General features: G+C 62.6%; 13 protein-coding genes. 7 read left to right on the top strand and 6 right to left on the bottom strand.

Annotated features, from left to right (window positions below; all coding sequences use genetic code 11):
• Positions 1-3: 3 nt before the first annotated feature.
• On the bottom strand, positions 4-909 hold the full coding sequence (locus tag BMY38_RS15590; protein ID WP_092764568.1) for a LysR family transcriptional regulator: 906 nt from the start codon (positions 907-909) through the stop codon (positions 4-6).
• A gap of 162 nt (positions 910-1,071) precedes the next feature.
• On the opposite strand from BMY38_RS15590, the gene BMY38_RS15585 reads away from it, so the two are divergent.
• The 3 genes from BMY38_RS15585 (at position 1,072) to BMY38_RS15575 (ending at position 4,092) form a co-directional block, all read left to right on the top strand.
• On the top strand, positions 1,072-2,049 hold the full coding sequence (locus tag BMY38_RS15585; RefSeq protein WP_092764566.1) for a Bug family tripartite tricarboxylate transporter substrate binding protein: 978 nt from the start codon (positions 1,072-1,074) through the stop codon (positions 2,047-2,049).
• 61 nt (positions 2,050-2,110) lie between these two features.
• Complete coding sequence (locus BMY38_RS15580) at positions 2,111-2,593, top strand: tripartite tricarboxylate transporter TctB family protein (RefSeq protein ID WP_092764564.1); 483 nt, start codon at positions 2,111-2,113, stop codon at positions 2,591-2,593.
• On the top strand, positions 2,590-4,092 hold the full coding sequence (locus BMY38_RS15575; RefSeq protein WP_092764562.1) for a tripartite tricarboxylate transporter permease: 1,503 nt from the start codon (positions 2,590-2,592) through the stop codon (positions 4,090-4,092). The genes BMY38_RS15580 and BMY38_RS15575 overlap by 4 nt, the downstream gene beginning before the upstream one ends.
• Positions 4,093-4,186: 94 nt before the next feature.
• Here BMY38_RS15575 and BMY38_RS15570 read toward each other — a convergent pair whose 3' ends face one another.
• From BMY38_RS15570 to BMY38_RS15555, 4 genes are all read right to left on the bottom strand, one after another.
• Positions 4,187-6,376 carry an RNA degradosome polyphosphate kinase gene (locus tag BMY38_RS15570; protein WP_092764749.1) on the bottom strand — a complete coding sequence of 730 codons (2,190 nt, stop codon included), beginning with the start codon at positions 6,374-6,376 and terminating at the stop codon, positions 4,187-4,189.
• Between the two features lie 88 nt (positions 6,377-6,464).
• Positions 6,465-7,115: a P-loop NTPase family protein gene (locus BMY38_RS15565; RefSeq protein ID WP_092764560.1), complete on the bottom strand. Its 651-nt coding sequence runs from the start codon at positions 7,113-7,115 to the stop codon at positions 6,465-6,467.
• A complete protein-coding gene (locus BMY38_RS15560) occupies positions 7,112-8,227 on the bottom strand; it encodes an AI-2E family transporter (RefSeq protein ID WP_092764558.1) in 1,116 nt (371 codons plus the stop codon). The genes BMY38_RS15565 and BMY38_RS15560 overlap by 4 nt, the downstream gene beginning before the upstream one ends.
• Positions 8,228-8,309: 82 nt before the next feature.
• Positions 8,310-8,762 carry a GatB/YqeY domain-containing protein gene (locus BMY38_RS15555; RefSeq protein WP_092764556.1) on the bottom strand — a complete coding sequence of 151 codons (453 nt, stop codon included), beginning with the start codon at positions 8,760-8,762 and terminating at the stop codon, positions 8,310-8,312.
• A 190-nt stretch (positions 8,763-8,952) separates the two neighbouring features.
• Between BMY38_RS15555 and carA the strand changes: the two genes are divergently transcribed.
• Positions 8,953-10,098, top strand: a complete 1,146-nt coding sequence (gene carA / locus BMY38_RS15550; RefSeq protein WP_092764554.1) for a glutamine-hydrolyzing carbamoyl-phosphate synthase small subunit — start codon at positions 8,953-8,955, stop codon at positions 10,096-10,098.
• A 234-nt stretch (positions 10,099-10,332) separates the two neighbouring features.
• Positions 10,333-12,228: a glycosyltransferase family 2 protein gene (locus BMY38_RS15545; protein WP_175495914.1), complete on the top strand. Its 1,896-nt coding sequence runs from the start codon at positions 10,333-10,335 to the stop codon at positions 12,226-12,228.
• Positions 12,229-12,295: 67 nt separating this feature from the next.
• Here the strand turns inward: BMY38_RS15545 and BMY38_RS15540 are convergent, their stop codons facing one another.
• Positions 12,296-12,931 (bottom strand): GntR family transcriptional regulator, encoded by a 636-nt coding sequence (locus BMY38_RS15540; protein WP_092764550.1) that lies wholly within the window; start codon positions 12,929-12,931, stop codon positions 12,296-12,298.
• A gap of 140 nt (positions 12,932-13,071) precedes the next feature.
• On the opposite strand from BMY38_RS15540, the gene BMY38_RS15535 reads away from it, so the two are divergent.
• Entirely contained in the window at positions 13,072-13,731 is a 660-nt protein-coding gene (locus BMY38_RS15535) for a pyrimidine 5'-nucleotidase (RefSeq protein WP_092764548.1), read from the top strand.
• Between the two features lie 25 nt (positions 13,732-13,756).
• Positions 13,757-14,947: an FAD-dependent monooxygenase gene (locus BMY38_RS15530; protein ID WP_092764747.1), complete on the top strand. Its 1,191-nt coding sequence runs from the start codon at positions 13,757-13,759 to the stop codon at positions 14,945-14,947.
• The last annotated feature ends 1 nt before the right edge of the window (position 14,948 follow it).

The raw sequence follows: 14,948 nt of genomic DNA, 5'->3' as shown, positions 1-14,948 counted from the left end.
GACCTAGCTCGTTGCCTGTGGAAATGGATCAAACCGACCCACTTTGACCGCATTCAACAGCTCGGTTTCTACTTCTTGAAGGACCCGCAATTTCACAGTGTTGGCCAGTGACATCAGCCCAAGTTCGCGCACTGGCGCGTCATCACCCAAGGGAATATGCCTTACCGGCAGGGGGTTCGGTGGCAGCACGCTTCGATGCGGGACAATGGAGACGCCAAGATCGGCATGGACCATGCTCAGAATGATCTCCAGATTTTCTAGCTCCATCGTGTCCTTCACCATGATCCCCTTCACTTGCAGCCAATTGTCGATGAAATCGCTCAGCAGCGCCTTGCGGGTGAAGCGGAGGTAGGGATGTGTGGCCAGAATTTCGAACGGATCGTCAGATTTGACATTGATTGACGTCAGCAGTTCCATCGGCTCCATACTAATTGGTGCCCATCGCATATTTCGGGGTACGACATGCGGCTTGGTAATCACCGCCGCATCCAGCATTCCACGTTCCAGTTCAATCAGCAGCTCCTTGGTTTGCCCCGGTGTCACGCCGATATGCAGATCCGGAAAGCGCGCCTTGATCGAAGTGATGGCAAATGGGATCAGACTCGTCAGACCTGTTGGCACGCTGCCCAGCGACAGGTTACCGCGCAGGCCGTCATCACCCAGTATCGAGGGAAGGAGATTATCGTAAGCGGCCACAATCTCGCGGGCGCGGGTGACAATGGCGCGGCCCACGGGGGTCAATTCAGGTGTCCGCCGGGTGCGATCGAACAGGGCGACGCCCCATTCCTGCTCCAACGCCTTCATCTGTTGGCTAACTGCGGCGTGGGTGACAAACACTGCGTCGCCCGCAGCACTGAATGTGCCGTTTTCCTCGACGGCAATCAAAGTCTTGAGCATCCGGATAGACATGTGCGACACGCTTACTGTTAGTTTAGCTTTCGGTAATTGTAATCAATTGCCGCTTTATACAAGAATGTCTTACCAATAGGATTTGTCAAGGATCGGCATGTCGCTGGACTTGTCGGTAAGGGAGGCTGAAGTTCAGCAGCCAGAAGTTTTTGGGAGGAAACTATGAAATTTTCGAAATTCAGTGCCTTGGGCGCTGTCGTCCTAGGACTAGCCACTGTGGCGTCCGCGGCGGAATACCCTGACCGTCCGATCAACATGATTATCCCGTTCGGCGCAGGGGGAGCTACCGACATTTCCGCGCGCACGATCGCGGAACCCCTCGGCAATGCCGTCGGCAAGCCGCTTATCATGGCAAACGTAACCGGCGCGGGGGGCGCAACCGGTTCGGTCGCCGCGATGAATGCCAAGCCCGATGGCTATACGATGGTATTCACCCGTGTCGGGTCGCACTCCGTAAACCCCGCGATGAAGGCGACCCTGCCCTATACGCTGGATGATTTCCGGTATGTGACTGTCTATGAAATCAACCCGTTCGCCTGTGCCGTCGCAGCCGACTCCGACATCAACTCGATGGACGATCTGGTCGCCAAGGCACGCGAAGGCGGGGTCAGCTTTTCGTCATCTGGCGTAGGTTCCGGCCTGCATCTCGGTGGCGTCATGGTCATGGATGCATTCGGCATCGAGGATCCCGTCAATCAGGTCACGCATATCCCGATGGATGGTGGCGGCGCCGCGGCCACGGCCGTGTTGGCGGGGACCGCAACGTTCCTGTGCACCAACTCCTCGGCCCTGGCGAGCTTCGTGGCCAACGGCCAGCTGAAACCGTTGATGGTCACCACGGCAGAACCTGTCGTGGGCTTCGACGCGCCGACCGCGGCCGATCTGGGCAAGCCCGAGCTGGAACAGCTGGTTGGTTGGACCGGGATCGCAGGTCCCAAGGATTTGCCCGATGACATCGCCGCCAAATGGGGCGAATGGATGCAGGCCGCAGCCAACGACGAAGAGTTCGTGTCCCGCATGGAGGCCGTCGGATCCATCATCAACGTGATGAGCCCGGAAGAGGCCAACGATTTCATTCGCGGTCAGTACAGCACCTTCAAGGCGCTGGTCGACAGACTCGGCATGCGGATCGAAGGTTAATCCTGGATCGGCAAGGCGCGCGGAGGCTTCCGCGCGCCATTTTGTTGCAGAAGGTCGGGATATGCAAAGCATTCACAGACAAACCGTGATCGGCCTTGCGGCGCTGCTGGTGTCCGCAATCATTATTCTGATCGTCATTCCGACATGGGTCTCGTCACCCAGTAATGTGCGCAATATCGTGCTATCGCCAGTCTTCTGGCCCTACATTCTAAGCGGGATGACAGTCCTGATCGGACTGGGCCTCGTGGTTACGGGCTTTTATTCTTCGGAAAACCTGACACATGAACCGAACGACATTCCCGGCGGATACAGGCGACTGGCGCTCATGGGCGCAATCATGGTCATCACCATGTTTGCCCTGCCTCGTCTGGGCATGGTCTGGACATCGATGCTGATCTTCGTTGCGACCGCCGCCCTGATCCGCAGTTCGCATCCGAAAACCGCACTCATCTGTGCCGTCCTCGTGCCACTGGCGCTCTATGCTTTCTTTGCCCATGTCGCCAGCGTCGCCATACCGCAGGGCGATTATGTGAGACTTCCATGAATTTTCTGGACAATATCGCCGCCGGGCTGTCGCTGGTCGGCAATCTAGAGGCCTTTGCGGCGCTGTTTCTCGGCGTTCTGATTGGTACCATTGCGGGTGCTATTCCGGGCATGTCCGCAACTATGGCGGTCGCGCTGACCTTGCCATTCACCTTCTCGATGGAGGCGATCACCGCCATCCTGCTGCTGCTGGGTGTCTACAAGGGCGGCATCTTCGGAGGCAGTATCCCGGCCATCCTGATCAAGACTCCGGGCACGCCTGCCTCCAGTGCCACGGTGCTCGACGGCTACCCGATGGCCGAAAAGGGTCAGGCAGGCAAGGCGCTGGGCATGGCACTGTGGGCCTCCTGCACGGCGGATCTGATTTCCAACCTCGCGCTGATCCTGTTCGCGGGCTGGCTGGCCTCCTTCGCACTCAACTTCGGACCGCCGGAATTTTTCACCCTGATCCTGTTCTCGCTGACGATCATTGCGGGCGTTTCGGGCAACAGCTTGTTGCGCGGGGCGCTGTCGGCGATGCTGGGCTTGCTTCTGGCCACCGTCGGGCTTGATCTGGTCTACGGCACCAACCGTTTCACTTTTGGCGATCCGAACCTGATGGGTGGTCTGAATTTCATTGCCGTGCTGATCGGTCTGTTCGCCATCCCCGAAGTATTGTCGATGGTCTGGGAACCGAAGCCGCATGTCGGCAAAACCCGCAGTCTGGGCAAAAATTCCGTGACCTTCGCCGAGTACAGACGATGCTTCAAATCCATCGTGCGAGGCAGCTTCATCGGCGTGTTCCTCGGCTCGATTCCGGGCATCGGGGCGGCCCCGGCGGCCTTCCTGTCCTATAGCGAGGCACGGCGCAAATCGCCGGTGAAGGAAAATTTCGGCAAGGGCGAGCTGGAGGGCGTGGCCGCCTCGGAGGCTGGCAACAACGGCGTTGCAGGGGCCACCCTGATCCCGCTGCTCGCGCTCGGCATACCGGGCGACGTGATTACCGCGATCATCATTGGTGCGTTCATGGTGCATGGCCTGCAACCCGGCCCGATGATGTTCATCCTGAACGTCGATATCATCTACGGGCTGTTCATCGGCCTGATCGTCAGCTCGGTCTTCCTGCTCATGATCGGCTCCGTCGCCATTCGTGGCTTCAAGTATGTGGCCGACATTCCGCGCGGCGTCCTGTTTCCCGGCGTTCTTGTCCTATGCATCTATGGCGTGTTCGCGGTGAACAATAACATCTTCGACGTCGGGGTGATGTTTGTGATGGGCTGGGTCGGTTTTGTAATGCTGCGCAACGACATTCCGGCGGCACCGTTCCTGATCGCATTCATCCTGGGCCCGCTTCTGGAAAACAATTTCCGTCAGGCGATGCTGATGTCGGGCAATTCGCCAGACATCCTGTTCCGCGGTCCGATCACATGGTTCTTCTGGGCGCTGACCCTGCTGACCATGGTTGCCATCGTTCGTGCGGGCATCCGTGCCACGAAGGACCTCAAGAAGAAGAACATCTAAGCTGTGGTCACCCAATCCCGCTTATGTTTCTGACGGATGCGGGCTGCCAGGCATGGACCATATGCTTTGGAAATCCTGTCCCTGAGGGTCGGAGCTAGTCGCTGGAGTGGGTCAACTCCGGCACGTCTTTGGCCCCGGCCGATCCGCGCCCCGACAGGGACGGATTTTCCATGAAAAAACGGTGACAGCTGAACGGGTTTACCAGCGTCGACAGATCCGCACGCGTCCAGGCCCCTTCCGCCCCCAGAACCCAGCTTTGCGCCACATCCGCCAGATTCGCGGCCATGATCTGACTGACGATCTGCGCCTTGACCGTCGGGTTCACGCATTCGACCAGCGTCTCGACCCGGCGGTTCAGGTTACGGCCCATCCAGTCTGCGGAACTGATGTAAACCCTTGCTTTCTTGGCCGGAAGACCGTGCCCGTTGCCGAAACAGACGATGCGCGAATGTTCCAGAAAGCGCCCGACGACAGATTTCACACGGATATTTTCCGACAGACCGCGAACACCAGGACGGATACCGCAGATACCACGGATGACCAGATCGATGCGCACGCCCGCCTGCGACGCCGCATAAAGCGCGTCGATGATATCCGGCTCGATCACCGAATTCATCTTGGCCCAGATGACTGCCGGGCGTCCGGCACGCGCATGGTCGGCCTCGGCGGCGATCGAGGTCAGCAGATGATCTTTCATCTGGCTGGGCGAAATCGACAGGCTTTCCAGTCCATCCGGCGGCGCATAGCCCGAGATGTAGTTGAAGACCTTGGTCGCATCCCGTCCAAGTGCCGCAGAGCAGGTGAACAGCGACAGGTCGGTATAGATGCGCGCCGTCATCGGGTGATAATTTCCGGTGCCAAAGTGTGTATAGGTCACCAGCCTGTCGCCCTCGCGGCGCACGACAGTGCTGATTTTGGCGTGTGTTTTCATCCGGGTGAACCCATAGACGACATGCGCGCCTGCCCGCTCCAGACGACGGGATTGCCGGATGTTCGCGGCCTCGTCGAAGCGGGCCTTCAACTCGACCAGCGCGGTGACGGTCTTTCCCTGCTCGGCCGCCTCGCACAGGGCGGCGACGATAGGGCTGTCGCGCGATGTGCGATACAGCGTCTGCTTGATGGCCAGGACATTCGGATCGTTGGCCGCCTGCGTCAGGAAGCGGACGACCATGTCAAAGGTCTCATAGGGGTGGTGCAGCAGCATGTCCTTCTGCCGGACCGCCGCGAACATGTCGCCATCGTGGTCCTGCACACGTTCGGGAACGCGCGGCGTGAAACTGGGCCACAGCAGGTCCTTGCGGTCGTCGACAACTAACTCCTTGAGCGCGGCAAGGCCGATCAGCCCGTCGACGTCGATTACTTCGTTTTCGTCAATGCCGATTTCCTCGACGATCTCGCGGCGCAGGTCGGCGGGCGCGTTGGCCGTCATCTTCAGGCGGATCACATCGCCACGGCGACGCCGCTTGAGCGCGGTCTCGAATTCCCGCACCAGATCCTCGGCCTCCTCCTCGACCTCCAGATCGCTGTCGCGCAGCACACGAAATGCGCAATGACCCTTGAGGGAATAGCCCGGAAATATCTGTTCGATCTGCAACAGCAGCAGCTCTTCCAAAGGCAGGAACCGGATTGCATGGGGGGCGTCCGCGGCACCGGCCCCCTCCAGACGCAAGAAACGATTGATCTGTGTCGGGATCGGCAACAGCGCGCGCAGCGTCCGTCCGTCGGAGGTACGCTGCAATTCGACCGCAAGTGCGAAACCTTCGTTTGGCAGAAACGGAAACGGGTGCGCCGGGTCGATGGCCAGCGGCGAGACGATGGGAAATACGTTGTTCAGAAACAGCTTCGCCATGTCACGACGTTCCGCCCCGGTCAGGTCGGCTGCGGCCAGAAGGGAAAGACCTTCCCCTTCCATCTCGGTGCGGATGGCTTTCCAGACGAACTGCTGATGCGCCAGCAGGCGGCCTGCATCCTCGTCGATCATCACCAGTTGCTCGGCAGGTGTGCGTCCATCGGCGGCGGGTGTGCGGTTTCCGGCGCGCGCCAACTCGCGCAGACCGGCGACACGGACGGTATAGAACTCATCGAGGTTCGCCGCCGAAATCGACAGGAACCGCAGGCGTTCCAGCAGAGGAACACGCGGGTTCTCGGCCTCCTCCAGCACACGCCAGTTGAACGCCAGCCAACTGCGTTCGCGGTTGAAAAACCGTTTCGGAGTGGTCCGGCGTGCCTCGTCCAGATCGATGGGATCGGGAATCGGTGCATTCAGGAAGTCGGCTGGGGGAATCGCTGTCATGGCGGGCGTCTGGTTTCGCTTTGTACCGGAAAGTCGACAGGCTAGGCGGGCCTGGGTCGGGTGTCCAGCAGCCCCCGCCTCAGCCGTCCAGCAGATCGCGGGCCAGCGCCTGGTTCAGAGGCACGCCGCGTTCCAGCGATTGCGCGTCCAGACGGTCGACCAAGGCGCGTGCTGCGGCAAAGCTGCGCTCCATCCGGGGCAGCAGAAAGCCGATCAGCGCGGGTTTAACCTGCAACTGCCGGTCCGCGAACAGCTTGAGCAACACCACCGACAACAAGGTATCGTCCGGGTCGTCAATGGGCGCGGGCGTCAGCGACGACAAGCGGCTTTTCAGATCTGGCAGCTTCACCGGCCAATCCGATGGCGGCGTCCGCCCTGTCAGCAACAGGCCATGGCCGGTCTGCGCGCAGGCGTTCCACAGATGGAACAACGCCTCCTCGTCGACGCCCCGGTCTGCATCCTCGATCACCAGCGGTCCTTTCGCCAGATCAGGAGCCTGTGCAGCCCGAAGTCCGGTGGCAGGCAGGGTTGTCGCGCCGGTGTCGCCGGCCCAGATCTGCGCCAGATGCGACTTGCCGCACCCTTCGGGCCCGATCAACGCTAGCCTGCGGTCCGGCCAGTCCGGCCAGCTGTCCAGCAGCGCCAGCGCCGTCGCATTCGATGTCGAGATCATGAAATCATCCCGCCCCCGCGCGTCCAACCGTGGCAGCGAGATACTCAGCTGGGTCATTGTTCGCCCGTTGACGTCCGGTCTGCGTCACGGGGCACGGAGAGTTGCGGCTCGGGGTCCGGAGGATTGCCCTGATAGAGCAGGCTGGACTTGTATTCGGCGATCCCGTGGCGCGCCACGACGCCCAGCGCCGCGGCGACCGGCACCGCGATCAGCATGCCCACGAACCCATAGATCGAGCCAAAGGCCGCAAGGGCGAACAGCAGCCATACGGGATGCAGCCCGACCGAACTGCCGACCAGCTTCGGCGTCAGGATATTGCCTTCCAGAAACTGGCCGGAGACGAAGATCGCCGCCACCAGCCCGATCGACGCCCAATCGCCCCAGAACTGGAACAGCGCCAGACCGATGGCAAGGCCGCCGCCGATCAGTGCACCGACATAGGGAATGAACGTGATCAGCCCGGCAATCGCGCCCACCACCAGCCCGAATTGCAGCCCGACCAGCATCAGGCCGACTGAATAATACGTGCCCAGAATCAGGCAGACAGTCAGCTGACCACGTACGAAACTGGCCAGCGTTGCGTCGATTTCGCTGGCGATGCGGCGGATGCGGCCAACGTGTTCACGGGGCAGCATCTCGTCAATGCGCGCGACCATGTTGTCCCAGTCCAGCAGCAAATAGAATGCGACGACGGGAACGACGACGATGAAAACCACCGCATTCACGACACCGAAGATATAGCCCAACACCTGCTGCGCCAGCTCTCCGCCGCGGGACCGTATCGCCTCTCCCATGTCAACCAGCGCCGTTTGAATGATGCCGCCTTCGGCAACCATGTCGGGGAACCGTGCGGTCAGCCAGGCCCGAAGTGCGGCGAAGTAATCCGGGGCGACACGCACCAGAGCATTGGTCTGTTGCACCAGCATCGGGATCAGGAAGGCGACGGCGATCACCAGCACCGTCAGGCCGATCAACGTGATCACGGTCGTCGCAACGACGCGCGGCAAGCCCAGCTTCTCCAGCCTGTCCGCCAGCGGATCGAGGATATAGGCAATCGCCGCTCCCACCAGAAACGGCAACAGAACCGGCCCCAGATACCACATCAGGACAAGCAGGACGGCCAGCGTCACGCCCCAATAGGTCATCTGTTGCCGAATGGGCAGCGCCATGGTCGTCCCTCGCGTTTGCCCGTCCTAGATGCCCGTCCCGCCCCGCCGGTTCAAGCCGCGTAGGGCTCAGGGCGGGCGCGCCCTAATTCAATCGGTTCTTGACCAACGGACCGACCGCCCCAAAGTCGATCTGACCGGGATATTTTGCCTTCAGCACGCCCATGACCTTGCCCATGTCGCGCACCGATGTGGCACCCGTCTCGGAAATGGCTGCGGCAACGGCGGCCTCGACTTCGGCGTCCGACAGGCGTTTGGGCAAAAATTCCTCGATGATGCCGATTTCCTCAAGCTCGGCTTCCGCCAGCTCCAGTCGTCCACCCTCTTCATACGCGCGGGCCGATTCCTGACGCTGTTTGACCATCTTGGCCATGATCGCTGTCGCCTCGGCGTCGCCGACGGTGCGACCCTCGGCGCGCAGGGCGATATCCTGATCCTTGATCGCGGCGTTGATCAGCCGCAGCGTCCCGACCCGTCTCGCATCCTTGTCGCGCATCGCCTCTTTCAGGCGCATGCCCAGTCGTTCCCGCAATTCCATCCGAACACCCTGTGCCGTTGCCTGAGGCGCGGACAGATAAACCAAGCCGGGCGTCCCGGCAAACCTTTCCGGGATCGTAAATCCTTTTCCGAAACGTCACCCGCCAGAGGTTGACCGCCCGCCGCACGCTCCCTAGAACCCGGCGAGTTTGCCCGATGCCTGCCACATCCATGCCAATCCGGAGTATTCCATGCCCCAGACCCCGACCGCCTGTCTCGCCCTTGCCGACGGCACGATCTTCAAGGGTCGCGGATTCGGCGCGACTGGCGTTGCCGTGGCCGAGTTGTGTTTCAACACCGCCATGACCGGCTATCAGGAGATCATGACCGACCCCAGCTATGCCGGACAGGTCGTGACCTTCACTTTCCCGCATATCGGCAACACCGGCACCACACCCGACGACGACGAAACGGCACAGCCCGTCGCGGCCGGAATGATCGTCAAATGGGACCCGACCGACCCGTCGAACTGGCGCGCGACCAACGATCTCGAAAGCTGGCTGACCTCTGCCGGGCGCATCGGAATGGGCGGCGTCGACACCCGCCGCCTGACTCGTGCGATCCGGCAGCAGGGCGCGCCGCATGTCGCGCTGGCGCATGATCCGGAAGGTAATTTCGATATCGAGGATCTGGTGGCGCGGGCTCGCGGCTTTGCAGGTCTGGAGGGTATGGATCTGGCGGGCGAAGTCACCTGCGCCCAGTCCTATCGCTGGGATCAGACGAAATGGGCCTGGCCCGACGGTTTCGGCACATTGGATGCGCCGCGTCACAAGGTCGTGGCGATCGACTTCGGGGCCAAACGCAACATCCTGCGGTCTCTGGCATCTGTCGGCTGCGACGTCACGGTCCTGCCCGCGACCGCCACGGCCGAGGAGGTCAAGGCCCTCTCGCCCGACGGCGTGTTCCTGTCGAACGGTCCGGGCGATCCCGCCGCGACCGGTGAATATGCCGTACCGATGATCCGCGAAATGGTCGCATCGGGAATACCAGTATTCGGAATTTGCCTGGGCCATCAGATGCTTGCAATGGCCTTGGGGGCCAGAACGGTCAAGATGAACCACGGCCACCACGGCGCGAACCACCCGGTTCAGCGGCGCGTCGACGGCAAGGTCGAGATCACATCCATGAACCACGGCTTCACCGTCGATTCGCAAAGCCTGCCGGATGGCGTCGAGGAGACCCATGTCTCGCTGTTCGACGGGTCGAATTGCGGCATCCGCCTGTCTGGCAAGCCGGTCTTCTCGGTGCAATATCATCCCGAAGCCAGCCCCGGCCCGCATGACAGTGCCTATCTGTTCGATGATTTCGCCGCCGCGATGGATGCACGGCCTGTCTGAAGATCAGGACGTTCGTTTGTTAACAAACATTTAAGACTTGGCTGCGAAGGATAACCCGGATCGAGTTCCGGGTATTCCATGGCCACGTCCACTGCATCTGCCGCTCTACGTACATCCGTCGATCCAGGCGATCCGGCTGCTCCCCCGCTGCGGTCTTTCGCCTCGGTCAGACCGGCGGCAGGCCTTGCCTGTAGGCCAGGCTTCCGGCGACAGGCTTATGTGCGGCGACCCAAATTGGGTGAGATCCTGCTCGAAATGGGGGCGATCAACGGCTCCGATCTGGCTCACGCGCTGATTCTTCAACGCAGGTTATCTGCACGGCTGGGCGATGTCCTGCTGCGGCGCGGTCTGGTTGACGATGAGGTTTTGGCCGATGCGCTCGGTCGCCAGCGTGGCCTCGGGCGTGCCGGACCCGCGCCACAAGACTGTCCAGCCATCGACGCGCTGGCCCGGTCACTTCCGTTACAGGTCGCATTAACATTTCGGGCGCTTCCCTGGGACCGTGTCGGCGGACGGACCCTGATCGCGACCTCTCGGCCCGAAGCACTAGACGATCTGCGCGCGGCCCTGCCCGAAAGCTTCGGGTCCTGCCTTTTCGCGGTTGTTACCGATGGCGCGCTGGACGCACGCATGCATCAGGTTCACGGTGCATCGCTGGCCCGGTCCGCCGAATGTCGCGTTCCTGAAGGGCTGAGTTGTCGCCTGTGGGGCTCCCGGCCGGGGGCTGCGATACTGGCGATTTTCCTGTTGTCGGTGTTGTTGGCCACGCTGGTCTGGCCGACCGGTGCCCTCCGCATCGCGACTGCGCTCGCCTTGATGGTCATGTCCGCCAATCTCGGCCTCCGGGTCGCCGCTGCGCTGGCCATGCGGCGAAAACCCATGGGTTTCAACTCCATCAGACCGGCCGAGCAATCGGCGCGCAAGCTGCCCTGCATCACCATACTCGTCCCTCTTCACCAGGAGCCGGATATCGCAGCGCCCTTGACCAAACGTCTGGCCCGCCTCGACTACCCAAGAGAACTTCTGGATATCTGCCTCGTGGTCGAGGCTGACGACGCGAAGACGCGCGCCGCGCTCGACCGGGCCGACCTGCCGGTCTGGATGCGGGTCATTCCGGTGCCGGATGGTCATCCGCGCACCAAACCGCGGGCCATGAACTACGCCCTGACTTTCGCCCGCGGGACCATCGTCGGCATCTACGACGCCGAGGATGCCCCGGCGGCAGACCAGCTGCTGACCGTCGCCGCACGTTTCAGGGCTGCGCCCGCCCGCGTCGCCTGCCTGCAGGGATTGCTGGATTATTACAATCCGACGCGAAACTGGATGTCCCGCTGCTTCACCATCGAATATGCCAACTGGTTCCGGCTGATCCTGCCGGGCATCGCCCGCCTTGGTCTGGTTGTACCGCTGGGGGGAACGACGCTGTTTTTCCGGCGCTCCGCTCTGGAACGGGTCGGCGCATGGGATGCGCATAACGTCACCGAAGATGCAGACCTCGGGGTCCGGCTGGCGCGCATGGGATATCGCACGGAAATCATCCAGACGACCACACTGGAGGAGGCGAACGCCTCGCCGTTCGCCTGGATCAAGCAGAGGTCGCGCTGGATGAAGGGCTATATTCTGACCTGGGCGGTGCATTCGCGGCGTCCGGCCCGGCTTTGGAAAGACATCGGGCCGCGCCGCTTTTTCGGATTTCATCTGTTGTTTCTCGGATCGATCCTGAACGCGGTCCTGCTGCCCGTCCTCTGGTCGACGATCATCATGCTGTTCGGCATCCCGCATCCGATCAGCGACTGGCTGCCGGGAAACGGCGCGATTGCGCTTGGCACGATCATGGCGTCCGCAACCGTCCTGTCGATCACCCTGTCCTGGATCGCCTGCTCCACGCTTCACCACCGTCGCCTGCGCCGCTGGATTCCAACAATGGAGCTATACTTTCCCTTAGCAAGTATCGCCATTCTCAAGGCTCTTACCGAAATCGTCCTGCGACCCTTTCACTGGGACAAGACCGCGCATGGCGGGTTCGGAGGTGTAGATCAGGGCGATATCGGAACATTGGAAGACAGCCTGGCCTTGACCGACGCAGGGCACCTCACACGGAACAGCGGTCGAGTGACGCGGATTGCCTGACGTCCGGCGAACGTCCCCGGATCGGGCTGACGACATACAGGTTTGCAAGCGGCCCGGCCCCTTCGGATCACATGCGCCGCGCTTCTTCCTGAAGGCGCGTCTCGAACGCACGGCTGAGATGGTCGCGTACCGCATCGGCCGCCGCATCGCCGTCGCGGGCTTTGATGGCGTCGACGATCGCCAGATGTTCCGTAAGGGCCGCCGCGCCGCGCCCCTCCACCGCCAGCGAAGTCGTTGCCATCAGCGCCATTGAGCGGTGCACCGACCCCAGTTGCTGAACCAGATAGCGATTATGTGACGCCAGATGGATCTGCCCATGAAACCGCCGGTTCGCCCGCGCCAAAGCCCGTGCATCGCCCAGCAAAGCCGCATCCTCGTCCACCATCCGCTGCAGCACGCGAATTTCCTCACGGGCGGCATGTTGTGCTGCCAATCGGGCGGCCAATGCCTCCAGTTCGGTCCGCACGGCATATAACTCCGCCATCTGATCATGGTTCAGCGTCGCCACCATCAGGGATCGACCATCCCGGACCAGAACCGATTGCGTTTCCAGCCGCTGCAATGCTTCGCGGACCGGCGTCCGGGAGACGCCAAACCGATCTGCCAACTCGCTTTCCACCAGACGGTCGCCGGGCTGGAAATCACCCCGGTCGATGGCGTCCAGGATCAGCGCATGCGCATCCTTCTGAGCGATCTGCCCCATGGTCGGCTCCCCTGTTGCGCCACAGGCTAGACTCGCCATCGGCCACAGACAACCAAGCCGACAGGCAGAACGGACAATGGACAGCGGCACGACGTCATCTCGACCTTGACCCCGGTCCGCCCCCCGGTCACACCCGCTGCATGTCGCTCGCCTCCGCTTTCGATCACGTGACCACCTGGGTCTTCGACCTTGACGAAACGCTCTATCCGCCGACCTTCCCCCTGTTTCCGCAGATTGAGGCGCGGATGGCGCAATGGATCGTGGCCGAACTGGGCGTCGACCTTGCCCAGGCCGACGCGTTGCGGCGACGCTGGTGGCACGATCACGGCACCACGCTGGCCGGACTGATGCGGGAGCATGGTGCCGATCCCGCCCCGTTTCTGGCCCATGTGCATGACATCGACTTTTCCGTGCTGCGCCCCGACCCGGACCTGCGTGCCGCGCTCGCCGCCCTGCCCGGCAGACGCGTGATCTATACCAACGGCACCGCGCCCTATGCCGAAAAGGTGCTGGCCGCCCGTGGCTTGTCGGGAATGTGGGATGCGGTGCATGGCATCGAACACGCGGACCACCATCCGAAACCCGACCGCGCGGCCTTCGAAACGGTCTTCGCGCGGGACAGGCTGGACCCGATGCGCAGCGCCATGTTCGAGGACAGCGCCCGCAACCTGTCCGTTCCGCACGAACTGGGCCTGGTCACGGTGCACGTCGGACCAGAGCGGGCTCCGGGCGCGCATATCCATCATCACGCGCCCGACCTGACGGCCTTTCTGCGCGCTATCGTGGCCACTGGAACGTGATGCCCCCGCGCTCTAGATGTTGCCCATGACGCTTTTCGACACCGATATCGTAATCGCGGGCGCGGGCCCCGCGGGCCTGGCGGCGGCCTGCGTACTGGGCACCGAAGGGCACCGGGTCACCTTGATCGACCCCGCCCCACCGGTCACCGGCGAAGCGGACGCCGGTGCCGACCTGCGAACGACGGCGCTGTTGCAACCGGCCCGCGATCTGCTCGCGACTGCGGGTGCCTGGGATGGGCTGACCGCCTCGGCGACACCGCTCTGGACCATGCGGATCGTCGATGCGGCGGGCGCGGCCCCCGTGAGCCGCGACTTCGAGGCCCGCGACCTGTCCGACAGGCCATTCGGCTGGAACGTCCCCAACTGGGCCCTGCGCGATGCCCTTCTCTCGCGGGTCATGGCACTGGACACCGTCGAAACCCGGTTCGGCAGGTCGGTGACCGGGCTGTTGCAGCGCACGTCCGGCGCGCGCGTCACGCTGTCCGACGGAAGCCGGTTGACGGCGCGGTTGGTGCTGGCCTGCGATGGCAAGAACAGTCCGTTGCGCCGCATGGCCGGGATCGGGGTGCGCCGCGTCGATTACGGCCAGACCGCCCTCGTCTTCGTCGTCGGGCACGACCGGTCGCACGGCGACGTGTCGATCGAAGTGCATCGCACCGGCGGGCCATTCACTCTGGTGCCGCTTCCGGATCGGGACGGGATGCACCGCTCATCCGTTGTCTGGATGGACGACGCGGCACAGCAGGCAAATCGGATGGCAATGGACGATGACGCCTTCACGGCACAGGTGCAGGACCGGTCCGCAGATGTCATGGGGCCGCTGCGTGTGCTGTCCGACCGCGCCGCCTGGCCGATCACCTCCGCTTTGGCCGAACGTTGGACCGCGCGCCGGTTCGCCCTGGCTGCCGAGGCCGCGCATGCGATGCCTCCGATCGGGGCGCAGGGTCTGAACACATCTCTCAAGGATGTGGCCGCCCTGCGCGATCTTGGTGGCACATCCGAAATCGGGTCGGATGGAATGCTGGATGCTTACGCCCGGTCGCGGCGGGCGGATGTCGCGTTCCGCATGGCCGGGATCGACCTGCTCAACCGCAGCTCCATCGCAGGGCTGGCCCCTGTTCAGGCCCTGCGCGGCAAGGGACTTGCCCTGTTGCACGACCTGGCCCCGCTACGGCGCGCAACGATGCGTATGGGGCTGGGGTCAGGCACGGACTGAA

This window comes from Jannaschia helgolandensis (assembly GCF_900109285.1).
GTDB lineage: Bacteria > Pseudomonadota > Alphaproteobacteria > Rhodobacterales > Rhodobacteraceae > Jannaschia > Jannaschia helgolandensis.
The sequence above is the reverse complement of the archived record's forward strand: the minus strand, read 5'-3'. Positions and strand labels throughout refer to the sequence as shown.

Excerpts from the sequence above, each read along its gene's own strand:
- BMY38_RS15535 (WP_092764548.1), top strand. The coding sequence starts at position 13,072 with ATGTCGCTCGCCTCCGCTTTCGATCACGTGACCACCTGGGTCTTCGAC.
- BMY38_RS15560 (WP_092764558.1), bottom strand. The coding sequence starts at position 8,227 with ATGGCGCTGCCCATTCGGCAACAGATGACCTATTGGGGCGTGACGCTG.
- BMY38_RS15575 (WP_092764562.1), top strand. The coding sequence starts at position 2,590 with ATGAATTTTCTGGACAATATCGCCGCCGGGCTGTCGCTGGTCGGCAAT.
- carA (WP_092764554.1), top strand. The coding sequence starts at position 8,953 with ATGCCCCAGACCCCGACCGCCTGTCTCGCCCTTGCCGACGGCACGATC.
- BMY38_RS15540 (WP_092764550.1), bottom strand. The coding sequence starts at position 12,931 with ATGGGGCAGATCGCTCAGAAGGATGCGCATGCGCTGATCCTGGACGCC.
- BMY38_RS15590 (WP_092764568.1), bottom strand. The coding sequence starts at position 909 with ATGTCTATCCGGATGCTCAAGACTTTGATTGCCGTCGAGGAAAACGGC.
- BMY38_RS15565 (WP_092764560.1), bottom strand. The coding sequence starts at position 7,115 with ATGACCCAGCTGAGTATCTCGCTGCCACGGTTGGACGCGCGGGGGCGG.
- BMY38_RS15530 (WP_092764747.1), top strand. The coding sequence starts at position 13,757 with ATGACGCTTTTCGACACCGATATCGTAATCGCGGGCGCGGGCCCCGCG.
- BMY38_RS15585 (WP_092764566.1), top strand. The coding sequence starts at position 1,072 with ATGAAATTTTCGAAATTCAGTGCCTTGGGCGCTGTCGTCCTAGGACTA.
- BMY38_RS15555 (WP_092764556.1), bottom strand. The coding sequence starts at position 8,762 with ATGGAATTGCGGGAACGACTGGGCATGCGCCTGAAAGAGGCGATGCGC.
- BMY38_RS15580 (WP_092764564.1), top strand. The coding sequence starts at position 2,111 with ATGCAAAGCATTCACAGACAAACCGTGATCGGCCTTGCGGCGCTGCTG.